This is a genomic window from Sphaerotilus hippei (assembly GCF_003201595.1).
GTDB lineage: Bacteria > Pseudomonadota > Gammaproteobacteria > Burkholderiales > Burkholderiaceae_C > Sphaerotilus > Sphaerotilus hippei.
This window is the reverse complement of record NZ_QJJS01000001.1, coordinates 44,194-56,440: the sequence shown is the minus strand read 5'-3', so window position 1 is coordinate 56,440 and position 12,247 is coordinate 44,194. Positions and strand designations below refer to the sequence as shown.

14 protein-coding genes are annotated in these 12,247 nt (G+C 71.2%); 11 read left to right on the top strand and 3 right to left on the bottom strand.

Annotated features, from left to right (window positions below):
- Nucleotides 1-10 precede the first annotated feature (10 nt).
- The 4 genes from C7444_RS00285 to C7444_RS20365 all read left to right on the top strand — a co-directional run bounded on the left by C7444_RS00285 (nt 11) and on the right by C7444_RS20365 (nt 4,267).
- Nucleotides 11-685 carry an amino acid ABC transporter permease gene (locus C7444_RS00285; protein WP_110398829.1) on the top strand — a complete coding sequence of 225 codons (675 nt, stop codon included), beginning with the start codon at nt 11-13 and terminating at the stop codon, nt 683-685.
- Between the two features lie 13 nt (nt 686-698).
- Nucleotides 699-1,349 (top strand): amino acid ABC transporter permease, encoded by a 651-nt coding sequence (locus C7444_RS00280; RefSeq protein ID WP_110398828.1) that lies wholly within the window; start codon nt 699-701, stop codon nt 1,347-1,349.
- A 19-nt stretch (nt 1,350-1,368) separates the two neighbouring features.
- Nucleotides 1,369-2,100, top strand: a complete 732-nt coding sequence (locus C7444_RS00275) for an amino acid ABC transporter ATP-binding protein (protein WP_170130594.1) — start codon at nt 1,369-1,371, stop codon at nt 2,098-2,100.
- 130 nt (nt 2,101-2,230) lie between these two features.
- Complete coding sequence (locus C7444_RS20365; protein WP_211317450.1) at nt 2,231-4,267, top strand: S8 family peptidase; 2,037 nt, start codon at nt 2,231-2,233, stop codon at nt 4,265-4,267.
- Between the two features lie 31 nt (nt 4,268-4,298).
- Here C7444_RS20365 and gntR read toward each other — a convergent pair whose 3' ends face one another.
- On the bottom strand, nt 4,299-5,324 hold the full coding sequence (gene gntR, locus C7444_RS00265; RefSeq protein ID WP_110398826.1) for an HTH-type transcriptional regulator GntR: 1,026 nt from the start codon (nt 5,322-5,324) through the stop codon (nt 4,299-4,301).
- 209 nt (nt 5,325-5,533) lie between these two features.
- Between gntR and C7444_RS00260 the strand changes: the two genes are divergently transcribed.
- The 7 genes from C7444_RS00260 to C7444_RS00230 all read left to right on the top strand — a co-directional run bounded on the left by C7444_RS00260 (nt 5,534) and on the right by C7444_RS00230 (nt 11,247).
- Entirely contained in the window at nt 5,534-6,013 is a 480-nt protein-coding gene (locus C7444_RS00260) for a gluconokinase (RefSeq protein WP_245909361.1), read from the top strand.
- On the top strand, nt 6,010-6,504 hold the full coding sequence (locus C7444_RS00255) for a TRAP transporter small permease (protein WP_110398824.1): 495 nt from the start codon (nt 6,010-6,012) through the stop codon (nt 6,502-6,504). The genes C7444_RS00260 and C7444_RS00255 overlap by 4 nt, the downstream gene beginning before the upstream one ends.
- 5 nt (nt 6,505-6,509) lie before the next feature.
- Nucleotides 6,510-7,802, top strand: a complete 1,293-nt coding sequence (locus C7444_RS00250; protein WP_110399131.1) for a TRAP transporter large permease — start codon at nt 6,510-6,512, stop codon at nt 7,800-7,802.
- A 38-nt stretch (nt 7,803-7,840) separates the two neighbouring features.
- A complete protein-coding gene (locus C7444_RS00245) occupies nt 7,841-8,860 on the top strand; it encodes a TRAP transporter substrate-binding protein (RefSeq protein ID WP_110398823.1) in 1,020 nt (339 codons plus the stop codon).
- A 69-nt stretch (nt 8,861-8,929) separates the two neighbouring features.
- The gene (locus tag C7444_RS00240; RefSeq protein WP_110399130.1) at nt 8,930-9,697 is read left to right on the top strand and encodes a DeoR/GlpR family DNA-binding transcription regulator; all 768 of its coding nucleotides are present in this window, start codon (nt 8,930-8,932) and stop codon (nt 9,695-9,697) included.
- Nucleotides 9,694-10,743: an oxidoreductase gene (locus C7444_RS00235; RefSeq protein WP_110398822.1), complete on the top strand. Its 1,050-nt coding sequence runs from the start codon at nt 9,694-9,696 to the stop codon at nt 10,741-10,743. Before C7444_RS00240 ends, C7444_RS00235 begins: the two co-directional genes overlap by 4 nt.
- 12 nt (nt 10,744-10,755) lie before the next feature.
- Nucleotides 10,756-11,247 (top strand): heme-degrading domain-containing protein, encoded by a 492-nt coding sequence (locus C7444_RS00230; protein WP_110398821.1) that lies wholly within the window; start codon nt 10,756-10,758, stop codon nt 11,245-11,247.
- Nucleotides 11,248-11,279: 32 nt separating this feature from the next.
- On the opposite strand, the gene C7444_RS00225 is transcribed toward C7444_RS00230, so the two are convergent.
- Nucleotides 11,280-11,621, bottom strand: coding sequence for a zinc ribbon domain-containing protein YjdM (locus C7444_RS00225; RefSeq protein ID WP_110398820.1), 342 nt, complete (start codon nt 11,619-11,621; stop codon nt 11,280-11,282).
- Between the two features lie 49 nt (nt 11,622-11,670).
- On the bottom strand, nt 11,671-12,120 hold the full coding sequence (locus tag C7444_RS00220; protein WP_110398819.1) for a universal stress protein: 450 nt from the start codon (nt 12,118-12,120) through the stop codon (nt 11,671-11,673).
- Between the last annotated feature and the right edge of the window lie 127 nt (nt 12,121-12,247).

Below are 12,247 nucleotides of genomic sequence, written 5' to 3'. Positions count from 1 at the left end.
GGATCGCCCCATGATCGCACTGGATTTCGTCGCCGTGCTGGCCGAGTGGCCGCTGCTGCTGCGTGGCATGGCTCACACGGTGAGCCTGACGGCGGTCGCCACCGTCCTCGGCCTGATGCTGGGCATCGCCTGCGCGAAGGTCAGGGTCCATGGTCATGGGCTGCTGCGTCTGGGGGTGGGGGCGTATGTCGAGCTGTTCCGCAACACCCCGTTCATCGTGCAGCTGTTCTTCATCTTCTTCGGCCTGCCCGGGCTGGGGCTGCGCCTGACGCCCGAGATCGCCTCCGTGCTGGCCATGGTGCTCAACCTGGGCGCCTACGCGGCCGAGATCGTGCGGGCTGGCCTGCAGAGCACCCCGCGCGGCCAGATCGAGGCCGCACGCAGCCTGGCGCTGACCGAGCGCCAGCTGTTCTGGCGCGTGGTGCTGCCGCCGGCGCTGGGGCGGGTCTGGCCGTCGGTGGTGAGCCAGATCATCATCGTGATGCTGGGCTCGGCCGTGTGCGGCCAGATCTCCACCGAGGAACTGAGCTACGCGGCCAACCTGATCCAGAGCCGCAACTTCCGCGCCTTCGAGTCCTTCATCGTCGCCACCGCGATCTACCTGGGGCTGTCGATCGCCTTGCGGCACCTGCTCGTGGCCCTCGGGCCGCGCCTGTTCGGGCGAGTCGCCCCGGCCCATCGCTGAACCGGAGTCCCGCATGATCGAGTTCACCCTGCTGGACATCCTGGGCAATCTGGCGCTGGCCGCCCGCTGGACTGTCGCCCTGTCCCTGCTGGCCTTCCTCGGGGGCGGGCTGGTCGGCGCGCTGCTGCTGTGGGCGCGGCTGGCGCACTGGCCCGGCGCCCGGCGCGGGGTGTCGCTGTACGTGCAGCTGTTCCAGGGTACCCCGCTGCTGATGCAGCTCTTCCTGGCCTATTTCGGGCTCGGGCTGATGGGGTTGAACGTCTCGGCCTGGACGGCGGCGGCGCTGGCGCTGACGCTCTACGCCAGCGCCTTCCTCACCGAGATCTGGCGCGGCTGCATCGATGCCGTGCCGCGTGGCCAGTGGCTGGCCGCCGACAGCCTGGGCATGACGCTGGCTCAGTCGCTGAGCCATGTGATCGGGCCCCAGGCCCTGCGCATCGCGGTGGCCCCCACGGTGGGTTTCCTGGTGCAGGTCATCAAGGGCACGGCACTGGCTTCGGTGATCGGTTTCGTCGAGCTGACCAAGACCGGCTCGATGATCAGCAACGCCACGCTGAAGCCCTTCGTGGTCTTCGCCTGCGTGGCGCTGTTCTATTTCCTGCTGTGCTGGCCGATCTCGCGCGCCAGCCGCCAACTGGAGCATCGGCTTGCCCGTGGACACTGAGCTGGGCGCTGCCGCGCCGATGGTCGTCATCCGGGGCCTGCACAAGGCCTACGGGGCACACGCGGTGCTGCGTGGCATCGATCTGGAGATCGCCGCCGGCGAGGTGGTCTGCATCATCGGCCAGAGCGGGTCGGGCAAGAGCACGCTGCTGCGCTGCCTCAACGGCCTCGAGACCGCCGAGACCGGGCACATCGCGGTCGACGGCGTGGCGCTGAAGACCGGTGACGACGAGGCCCTGCGCAGGCTGCGCCGGCACGTGGGCATGATCTTCCAGGGCTTCCACCTGTTTCCGCACCTGAGCGTGGGCCGCAACGTGATGCTGGCGCCCACGCTCGTGCGCCAGACCGCACGCGGCGAGGCCGAGGCGGCCGCCCGGGCGCTGCTGGCCCGCGTCGGCCTGGCCGATCGTTTCGACGCCTGGCCCGACCAGCTCTCCGGCGGTCAGCAGCAGCGGGTGGCCATCGCGCGGGCGCTGGCCATGCAGCCGGCCGTGCTGCTGTGCGACGAGATCACCTCCGCACTCGACCCCGAGCTGGTCGGCGAGGTGCTGCGCACCGTCGAGGACCTGGCGCGCGACGGCATGACGCTGCTGCTCGTCACCCACGAGATGGCCTTTGCCCGCCGCGTCAGCAGCCGGGTCGTGTTCATGCACGCCGGGCGGGCACACGAGGTCGGCCCCCCGGCGCAGATCTTCGGCGCCCCGCGCACGCCGGAGCTGCGCCAGTTCCTGTCGACGCTGGATCCGGGCTGAATCCGGCTACAGCCGCGGTGGCGGCCTGCCGATAAGACGACTGGGGGCGTCCATGTCGTGATCTGCCGCATGTCGGTGCTCCTCGCTGTCGGGCGTTTTCGACGCACAGGATGCCGATGAGGGTGGTCACATGAACAAGAAGGGTTTCATCACGTTGCTGCTGGGCGCCGCGGCGCTGACCGCCTGCGGCGGCGGTGGTGGGGGCGGGGACACGGCGGCGGCCGAGGAGACGGTGGTCCAGGACCCCGCGACCGACAACTCGTCGGAGGCTGCGGCCGAACCCGTCTACGACGAGAACAACGCCCTGGCCGTGACCGAGCCGCTGGCCATCGAGATCGCCTCGGCGGCCGATCGCACCGCGCTGGCCGCCCTCGACGTCGGCAGCGATCCGGCCACCCACGCCCGCTACATCGTGGCGCTCAGTCCCGCCGCGCCGACATCGACCCTGGACGCGCTGGCCGCGATCAAGGCGCAGCACGGCGGCGGGGTCTCGGGCAAGGATTTCCTGGTCAACGTGCCCGTCGGCCAGGAGGTCACGGCCCTGCAGTCGCTGCGGGAGGATCCGTTCGTGCTGTCGATCGAGCCCGACCAGGCCCGCCTGCCCGACGATCCGACCGACGCCACCGTCGCGTCATTGCAGCCGACCATGCGCGCGCTGTCGACCCGCACGGTCGGCGGCTCGCTGTGGGGCCTGGACCGCATCGACGTGAAGACCCGCGCCTACGACGGCCTCTACACCAACCCCCGCACCGGCGCGGGCGTCACCGCCTACGTGCTCGACACCGGCATCAACGCCTCGCACAGCGAGTTCTCCGGGCGCGTCGGCGCCGGGCGGGACTTCGTCGGCGACGGCTACGGCGTCGGCGACTGCAACAGCCACGGCACCCACGTGGCCGGCACGGTGGCCGGCACGACCTACGGCGTCGCGCCGGGGGCGACGGTCGTGGCGCTGCGGGTGCTGGGCTGCCAGGGCTCGGGCTCGACCAGCGGCATCGTCGCCGCGCTGGACTGGGTGGCCGCCAACGGCATCCGGCCGGCGGTCGTCAACATGTCGCTGGGCGGCGGGGCTTCCACCGCCATGGACCAGGCGGTGGCGCGGGTCGTCGCCCGGGGCATCCCGGTGGTGGTCGCCGCGGGCAACAGCACCGCCAACGCCTGCAACGTGTCACCGGCACGCGAGCCGTCGGCGCTGACGGTCGGCGCCACCACGTCGGCCGACGCGGTCTCGAGCTTTTCCAACTACGGCAGCTGCGTCAAGCTGTTCGCGCCGGGCTCGGGCATCCTGTCGGCGCTGAACACCTCGAACACCGAGGCCACCTACAAGAGCGGCACCTCGATGGCCTCGCCCCACGTGGCCGGAGCGGTCGCGACGCTGCTGGAGGCCCATCCCGCCCTGACCCCGGCTCAGGTGACCCAGCAGCTGCGGGCTCAGGCGGCCACCAGCGTGCTCACCGGCATGAAGACCGGCTCGCCCAACCTGATGCTGTACGCACCGGCGCCCGATGGCACGCCTGCCGTGGCCTGGACCACCCACATCGAATCGCTGACGCCGGTGACCACGCTGCTGAGCGCCCAGGGCTGGCGCGCGACCGTGACGCTGAAGGCGGCCAACCAGGACGGCACCGGCATCGCCAACGTCACCCTCAACGGCGGCTTCACCGTCGGGGGCAACAAGGCCAGGTGCAAGACCGGCGTGGACGGCACCTGCAAGGTCACGACCACCAATCTGCTGGAGTCGCTGGAGAGCACCCGGTTCGTCGTCACCACCGTCACCTCGCCGACCTACCCCTACAACCTGGGCGAGAACCGGCTCGATGCGCTGGACATCAGCCGGCCGGTGCGCAAGGACGGTTTCGTCAGTGCGCTGGCGGCGCAGTCGGCGGCCTACAACGCGTCCTACTGGCGGGCCAGCGTGACCGCCTCGGTCGTGGATGCCGACGGCCAGCCCGTGGCGGGAGCCCTGGTGTGGGCCACCCGGCTCGTCACCGACACCAGCACCTCGGGCAGCTACCGCTGCACCACCAATGCGCTGGGCCAGTGCACCTTCGGTGCGACGGTGAGCAACAAGATCGCCAGCGTGCGCTTCAAGGTCAGGTCCGTGACCGGGCCGATGGCCTACAACGCCACGCGCAACGTCGTCGAGACGGTGACGTCGACCAGGCCTTGAGCCGAGCGCGGGCGCGCCGGCCTTCTGCGCTTCAGCTGCTGGCGCGCACCACCAGCTCGTAGCCCAGGTCGATGCAGCCGCCGGCCGGCGGCGTGCCGCGGATCAGCGCCAGCAGCATGCGCGCCGCATGCGTGCCGATCGCCGCCCGGGGCGTGCGCACCGTGGTCAGCGCCGGCAGCATCTGGTCGCTGCCGGTCAGGTCGTTGAAGCCGGCCACGGCCACCCGACCGGGCACGGCCACGCCCAGGCGCAGGGCCGCCAGCAGCGCGCCCTGGGCCAGGTCGTCGTTGCAGAAGAAGATCGCGTCGACGTCCGGATGGGCCGCCAGGATCTGCTCGAACATGCGCCCGCCCAGCGCCAGCGACGAAGGCGCCGGGTCCAGGCAGGCGAGTTCCGGGGCCTGCAGGCCGGCCGCCTGCAGCGCCTGTTGCCAGCCCTGCAGCCGCTGCAGGGTGCGCGGGTCGAGCTGGGCGGCGGCAAAGGCGATGCGGCGCCGTCCACGCGCGATCAGGTGGCGCGTCAGCGCTGCACCGGCATCGGCCTGCGAGAAGCCGACGCAGTGCACCCCCGGCTGCGGCGAGGTCTCCATCACGTGCACGCAGGGCACGCCGCTGCGGTCGATCAGGGCATGGGCCGCCGCATTGCGGTCGAAGCCGGTGACGATCAGCCCGGCCGGGCGGTGCATCAGCTGCTCGCGCAGCAGCTGCTCCTCCTCGTTCTCGTCGTAGTGCGTGATGCCGATCAGGGTCTGGTAGCCGGCCGGTCGCATCTCGCGCTGCACCGCCTCGAGCAGGTCGACGAACAGCGCATTCGACAGCAGCGGGATCAGCACCGCGACGTGCGAGCCGTGGCGCGAGGCCAGCGCCCGCGCGGCCGGATCGGGCACGTAACCCAGCGCCTGCACGGCGGCCTGCACCCGGGCGACGAGCTCGGGATCGACGGCCCGTTCGCCGCGCAGCGCCCGCGACACCGTGATGGGGCTGACACCGGCGGTGCGCGCCACGTCGGCCAGGGTGATGCGTCCGGTGGACCGGCGGCGTTCTCGGGGTTCGTTCATGGTGTCGTCGGGCCTGTGCCTGTTGCTGCCAAGCATTGTGCCCAGCAGGCGGATCCGGGTTTGCCCGGGTGTGAGGGGTGGGTCCGGATCTTTAGGATAGCGCTATCCAAGGTCGACATGCCGCCTCCCGGTCGGGATCCTCCGCATCCACGGCCCTTTCTTTTTCCTGATTCGGACAGCGCTATCCAATGAATGAACCAGTCGTGATGATGGGAGTTGCCGGTTGTGGCAAGTCCAGCGTCGGGGCGGCCGTGGCGGCGAGCCGGGGCTGGACCCTGATCGAGGGTGATGCCTTCCACGGGCCGGCCAACCTCGACAAGATGAGCCGCGGCGTGCCGCTCGACGATGCCGACCGCGAAGGCTGGCTGGCCAGCCTGGCCGACGCGCTGGGCCGCCAGCCGGGGGGGGCCGTGCTGACCTGCTCGGCGCTCAAGCGCCGCTACCGCGATCGGCTGCGGGCGGCCGCGCCCGGCCTGCGCTTCGTCTTCCTCGACATCGACCCGCAGGAGGCGCTGCGGCGGGTGGCCCAGCGCGCCGACCACTTCTTCTCCGCCAGCCTGGTGGACAACCAGTTCGCCACGCTCGAGCCGCCGCTGGACGAGGCGGGCGTGCTGCAGGTCGACGCGACCCGGCCGCTGCCGCAGCTGGTCGAGCGGATCGACGCCTGGCTGGCGAAGGAGGGCGCATGAGCACGCCGGGCCTGTCCACCCGCCTGCGGCACCTGGCGCACTGGGCGATGGCCCTGTGCCTGGCGGTGATGTCGATGGCCGTGTTCGTCAACGTCGTGCTGCGCTACGGCTTCGGCGACGGCCTGCCGGCCAGCGAGGAGCTGTCGCGGCTGCTGTTCGTGTGGATGGTCTTCATCGGGGCGGCCGCGGCCTATCCGGCGGGTGAGCACATGGCCTTCACCAGCCTGGTGGGCCTGCTGCGCGGCCGGGCGCTGGCGCTGATGACCGTGCTGATCCGCCTGCTGGTGCTGCTGGCCTGCACGCTGCTGGGCGCGGGGGCCTGGCAGCAGGTGGTGGTGGGCCTGGACAGCCGCTCGGTGGTGCTGGCTTATCCCGTCGCGCTGCTGCCGCTGCCGGCCCTGCTGTGCGCGGTGTGCATCGGCCTGTGCGCGCTGGTCGAACTGCTGCGGCGCACGCCGCTGGACCTCGGCCATGGCGCCGAAGTGGAGTGATGGACATGAGCTCTGAAGGACAAGCCTTCATCGTCTTCTGCGTCGGCATGCTGGCGCTGATGGGGATCGGACTGAACATGGCGCTGGCCCTGGTGCTGACCGGTGCCGGCATGGCCTGGGTGCTGGATTTCTGGGACACCCAGCTGCTGGCACAGAACCTGGTGGCCGGGGTCGACAGCTTCGCGCTGCTGGCGGTGCCGTTCTTCATCCTGGCCGGCGAGCTGATGAACGGGGGCGGCATCAGCCGCCGCATCATCGACATGGCCCAGGCCTGGGTCGGCCACATCCGCGGCGGGCTGGGCTACGTGGCCATCGGCGCGGCCGTGATGATGGCCGCGATGAGCGGCTCGGCCCTGGCCGACACCGCCGCGCTGGCGACCATCCTGCTGCCGATGATGCGCCAGCAGGGCTACCCGCTGGGCACCTCGGCCGGGCTGGTGGCCTCGGGCGGCATCATCGCGCCGATCATCCCGCCCTCGATGCCCTTCGTCATCTACGGCGTCACCACCAACACCTCGATCTCGGCGCTGTTCGTCTCGGGCATCGTGCCGGGGCTGATCATGGGCGCCGGCCTGATCGTGGCCTGGCAGCTGGTGCTGCGGGACCTGGACCTGAAGGCCAGCCAGCCCCTGCCGCTGTGCGAGCGGCTGCGCGCCACGGTCAAGGCCTTCTGGGCCCTGCTGATGCCGCTGATCATCATCGGCGGCATGAAGAGCGGCGTGTTCACGCCGACCGAGGCGGCGGTGGTGGCGGCCGTCTACGCGCTGGTCATCGCGGTGTTCGTGCACCGCGAGATGAAGCTCGCCGACCTGCACGGCGTGCTGGTGCGCGCCGGCAAGACGACGGCCGTCGTGATGTTCCTGTGCGCCGGTGCCCAGGTGGCCAGCTACATGATCACGCTGGCCGACCTGCCGGGCGTGCTGACCGGCTGGCTCGGCCCGCTGGTGGAATCGCCCAAGCTGCTGATGGCGGTGATGATGCTGGTGCTGGTGCTGATCGGCACCGCGCTCGACCTGACGCCCACCATCCTGATCTTCGCCCCGGTGATGCTGCCCATCGCGGTCAAGGCGGGCATCGACCCGGTCTACTTCGGCCTGATGTTCGTGCTCAACGGCGCGATCGGGCTGATCACGCCGCCCGTGGGCACGGTGCTCAACGTGGTGGCCGGCGTGGGCCGCCTGCCGCTGCACCAGGTCATCAAGGGCGTGAACCCCTTCCTCGTCACCTACACGCTGATCCTGGCGCTGTTCGTCCTCTTCCCGCAGATCGTCACCGCTCCGGTGGTCTGGCTGCGCTGAACCCGTCCCTGACCCATTCCCCCTGAAGGAGACCTTCCATGACATTCGTTCGCCGCACCCTGCTGGCCGCCGCGGCCGCCACCGCCCTGCTGGCCCCGCTGGCCAGCGTCGCGCAGGACATCAAGCCGCGCCTGATCCGCTTCGGCTACGGCCTGAACGAGCAGAGCAACCAGGGCCGGGCCGTCAAGTTCTTCGCCGAGCAGGTCGAGAAGGCCTCGGGCGGCAAGATGAAGGTGCGGGCCATCGGCGCGGCCGCGCTCGGCCCGGACACGCAGATGCAGCAGGCGCTGATCGGTGGCGCGCAGGAGATGATGGTCGGCTCCACCGCCACGCTGGTGGGCATCTCCCGCGAGATGGCGCTGTGGGACACGCCCTTCCTGTTCGACACCGCCCAGCAGGCCGATGCGGTGCTGGACGGCCCGATCGGGCAGAAGGTGATGGCCAAGGTGCAGGACAAGGGCCTGGTCGGCCTGGTCTACTGGGAGAACGGCTTCCGCAACCTCACCAACAGCAAGCGCCCGGTGACCCGCATGGAAGACCTCGAGGGCATCAAGCTGCGGGTGATGCAGAACAACGTCTTCCTCGACAGCTTCAAGCAGCTGGGCGCCAACGCCTTGCCGATGCCGTTCTCCGAGCTGTTCAGCGCGCTCGAGACCAAGGCGGTCGACGGCCAGGAGAACCCGTACAACACCATCCTGTCGAGCAAGTTCTTCGAGGTGCAGAAGTACCTGAGCATCACCAACCACGTCTACAGCCCGTGGATCGTGCTGGTGAGCCGCAAGTGGTGGGACGGCCTGAGTCCGGCCGAGCAGAAGGTGCTGCGCGAGGCCGCCGTGGCCAGCCGCGATTTCGAGCGCAAGGACACCCGCGACGAGGCCGGCCGTGCGCTGGTCGAGCTCAAGGCCAAGGGCATGCAGGTCAACGAGCTGTCGCCGATGGAGGCCGCGCGCATGCGCACCCGGCTCACGCGCGTGAACGCCGGCATCGGCGTCAGCGTCGGCATGGACCTGTGGAACGAGACCCAGGCCGAGCTGGCGAAGCTGCGCGCCCGCAAGTGAAACCGGCACCAATACCGCAATGAATGCGGTATTGGTGCGTTATGTTGCGGCTTGTTCTATCATCCATGCATGTCCACGCATGAGCGCCAGCAAGCCATCCTCGATCTGATCGCCGACGCCGGCCGGGTGACGGTGGCCGCGCTGGCCGCCCGCTTCGGGGTCTCCGACGACACCGTGCGGCGGGACCTGCAGGCGCTGGCCGACGACGGCGTGCTGCAGAAGACCCACGGCGGCGCGGTGGCGCTGGACGTGCCGGCGATGGCGCGGGTGCCGCGCCAGCGGGTGCTGGCGCCGGTCAAGCAGGCGCTGGGGGCGGCGCTGGCGGCCACCGTGACGCCGGGCCAGATCCTGATGCTCGACGCGGGCGACACGCTGCTGGCGGTGGCGCGTGCGCTGCCGGACGTGGCGCTGACCGTGATCACGCCCTCGCTCGACATCGCGGTGCTGCTGGGCGCGCGCCCGCGCATCCGGCTGGTGCTGGCCGGGGGCGAGTGGTGTGCCCGCCAGCGCCTCTTCCACGGCGAGGCGGCCGAGGCGCTGATCGCCTCCTGCCGCGCCGACGTGGCCGTGCTCGGCGCCTGCGCGGTCGACGTGCAGTGCGGGCTGACCGCCACCGACGCGGCGGATGCCCGCCTGAAGCGACGCATGCTCGCGTCCGCCGGCACCCGGGTGCTGGTGGCCGATCACAGCAAGTTCGAGCGCCGCCAGCCCTGGGCCGTGGCCCCGCTGGCCGACTTCGACCACCTCTACACCGATCGCCCGGTGGCGCTGCCGCCCACCGGCGGCCCGGCCCCGGCGATCACCGTCGTCACCCCGCCCCAGGAACTCACCCCATGACCCAAGCCATCCAGGTCGGCATCGTCGGCTGCGGTTTTGCCACGACCACCTTCCACGCCCCGCTGATCCGCTCGGTGCCGGGTCTGAGGCTGGCCGCGATCTCCAGCAGCGACCCGGACAAGGTGCGCGCCGGCTGGCCGGGGGTCGACGTCTGCACGTCGGCCCAGGCGCTGTTCGAGCGGCCGGACATCGACCTGGTCGTCATCCCCACGCCGAACGACACCCACCATCCCCTGGCCCTGCAGGCGCTGGCCGCCGGCAAGCACGTGGTGGTGGACAAGCCCTTCACGCTCGACGTCGCCCAGGCGCGCGAGCTGATCGAGCTCGCCGACCGGACTGGCCGGCTGCTGTCGGTCTTCCACAACCGGCGCTGGGATGCCGACTTCCTCACCGTGCAGCAGCTGGTGGCTGCCGGCACGCTGGGGCGCCTGACCCATGTGGAGTCGCACTTCGACCGCTTCCGCCCCGAGGTGCGTCCGCGCTGGCGCGAAGGCGGCGGGCCGGGCAGCGGCCTCTGGTACGACCTCGGGCCGCACCTGCTCGACCAGGTGCTGCGCCTGTTCGGTCCGCCGCGGACGCTGTCGCTCGACCTGGCGACCCAGCGTGACGGCGGCCAGGCCGACGACTGGTTCCACGCCGTGCTGCGTTATGGCGAGCTGCGCGTGATCCTGCACGCCAGCGCGTTGGTGGCTGGCCTGGGGCCGCGTTTCGCGCTGCACGGCACGCTGGGCAGCTACACCAAGTTCGGCCTCGATCCGCAGGAGGACGCGCTCAAGGCCGGCGGGTGCCCCGGCACGCCGGGCTGGGGCGCCGACCCGGCGCCTGGCACCTGGACCCGGATCGGCGCCGACGGGCTGGAGGCCTCGGTGCTCGAGGGGGCGGCGGGTGACTACACCCGCTACTACGCCGGCATCCGCGACGCGCTGGTCGACGGGGCCCCCAATCCGGTGCCGGCGCGCGAGGCCCTGCAGGTCATGCGCCTGATCGAGCTCGGCCACGCCAGCGTGGCCGAAGGCCGGGTGGTCACGGTCGGCGATCTGGGCTGAGGGGAGGTCGGCATGGACATCGAAGCCGATCTGCAGCGCATCGCCATCCAGGAGGCCGAGCTGGTGTTTCCGCACTTCGACGCCGACACGGCCTGGCAGCTGGGCGTGGCGCTGCGCGAGGCCGCGCGGGCGCGGCAGGGCGCGGTCACCATCGAGATCCGCCGGGGCGAGGGCCTGCTGTTCTTCCACGCCATGCCCGGCACCACGCCGGCCAACGCCGACTGGGCCCGCCGCAAGCGCCACGTGGTCGAGCTGGTGCAGCGCAGCTCCTACGCGATGTCGCTCGAGGGCCGGCGCGACGGCCGCGACGTGCAGCAGAAGATGGGCCTGCCCGAGCGTGACTACGCCTGCCACGGAGGCAGCTTCCCGCTCATCGTGGCGGGGGCCGGCGTGATCGGCACCATCACCGTCTCGGGCCTGCCCCAGCGTGAGGACCATGCGCTGGTGGTGCAGGTGCTGGCCCGCCTGCTGGGCCGCGACGAACCGGCGTTGCACCTCGACTGAGCCGGGGTGGCGAGCGGCCACCCCGTGCGCGCTCAGGCCTTCTTCAGGAAGCAGGCCTTCAGCATGAAGCTGCCGCCGTCCATCTTGCAGTCCACCTCGTGGTCTCCGCCGACCAGGCGGATGCTCTTGACCTTGGTGCCCTGCTTGAGCGTGGTCGACGAGCCCTTGACCTTCAGGTCCTTGATCAGCACGACGGCGTCGCCGTCGGCCAGCACCGTGCCGTTGGCGTCCCGGACCACCGCCTCGGCCTCGTCGTCGCTGCCGGCCTCGCCGCCTTCGGACCATTCATGCCCGCAGTCGGCGCAGACCAGGTGGTCGCCGTCCGGGTAGGTGTTCTCCAGGGTGCATTGCGGGCAGGCGGGCGTGGTCGACATGGTGGATCCGGACGGTGGCAGAAGAGGGCGGCACTATAGCGGCGGCGGTCTACGCGGCGTCCGGTTCGCGCGTGGCATGCCGCACCACCGTCACCGGCACGCCCGCGTGCAGCAGCACCCACTGGCACACCGAGCCCAGCCGGGCCGTGCCGAGCCAGCCGGTGCCCTGGCTGCCCATGACGATCGCCTCGCAGCCGTAGCGCTCGGCGATGTCCACCAGCTGCGGGCCGACCTCGCCGTGCGTGATCTCGGTGTCGACGGTCAGCCCGGCGGCGCTCAGCAGCGTGCGGGCCGGGGCCAGCGCGTCTTCCGCGGCATCGTGGCTGGCGCCGGCCACGACCTCCAGGTCCGCGCCCATGATCACCTCGTAGAGGTGCGGTTCGTCCTGCACGTTGGCCAGCACGCAGGACAGCTCCAGGCCCTGCAGGTGCAGGCGCAGCACGTGTCGCACCGCGTCCAGCGAGGCCGGGGATCCATCGACCGGGACAAGAATCAGCATGCTTGGTCTCCTCCGCGAGACCGCCGTGGCGCGGGTGCGCACGGGCCTGGTCCGCCTTGCCAATGTACGCCGCCGCCGCCTGGTGCCGCCAGCCGCCGGTGCGGCGGCCCGACATGGATCAAGGTCG

Coding starts and splice junctions, on each gene's coding strand:
- C7444_RS00260 (WP_245909361.1), top strand. CDS start 5,534: ATGGGAGTTGCCGGTTGTGGCAAGTCCAGCGTCGGGGCGGCCGTGGCG.
- C7444_RS00280 (WP_110398828.1), top strand. CDS start 699: ATGATCGAGTTCACCCTGCTGGACATCCTGGGCAATCTGGCGCTGGCC.
- C7444_RS00250 (WP_110399131.1), top strand. CDS start 6,510: ATGAGCTCTGAAGGACAAGCCTTCATCGTCTTCTGCGTCGGCATGCTG.
- C7444_RS00230 (WP_110398821.1), top strand. CDS start 10,756: ATGGACATCGAAGCCGATCTGCAGCGCATCGCCATCCAGGAGGCCGAG.
- C7444_RS00245 (WP_110398823.1), top strand. CDS start 7,841: ATGACATTCGTTCGCCGCACCCTGCTGGCCGCCGCGGCCGCCACCGCC.
- C7444_RS00285 (WP_110398829.1), top strand. CDS start 11: ATGATCGCACTGGATTTCGTCGCCGTGCTGGCCGAGTGGCCGCTGCTG.
- C7444_RS20365 (WP_211317450.1), top strand. CDS start 2,231: ATGAACAAGAAGGGTTTCATCACGTTGCTGCTGGGCGCCGCGGCGCTG.
- C7444_RS00225 (WP_110398820.1), bottom strand. CDS start 11,621: ATGTCGACCACGCCCGCCTGCCCGCAATGCACCCTGGAGAACACCTAC.
- C7444_RS00255 (WP_110398824.1), top strand. CDS start 6,010: ATGAGCACGCCGGGCCTGTCCACCCGCCTGCGGCACCTGGCGCACTGG.
- C7444_RS00220 (WP_110398819.1), bottom strand. CDS start 12,120: ATGCTGATTCTTGTCCCGGTCGATGGATCCCCGGCCTCGCTGGACGCG.
- C7444_RS00235 (WP_110398822.1), top strand. CDS start 9,694: ATGACCCAAGCCATCCAGGTCGGCATCGTCGGCTGCGGTTTTGCCACG.
- C7444_RS00275 (WP_170130594.1), top strand. CDS start 1,369: ATGGTCGTCATCCGGGGCCTGCACAAGGCCTACGGGGCACACGCGGTG.
- C7444_RS00240 (WP_110399130.1), top strand. CDS start 8,930: ATGTCCACGCATGAGCGCCAGCAAGCCATCCTCGATCTGATCGCCGAC.
- gntR (WP_110398826.1), bottom strand. CDS start 5,324: ATGAACGAACCCCGAGAACGCCGCCGGTCCACCGGACGCATCACCCTG.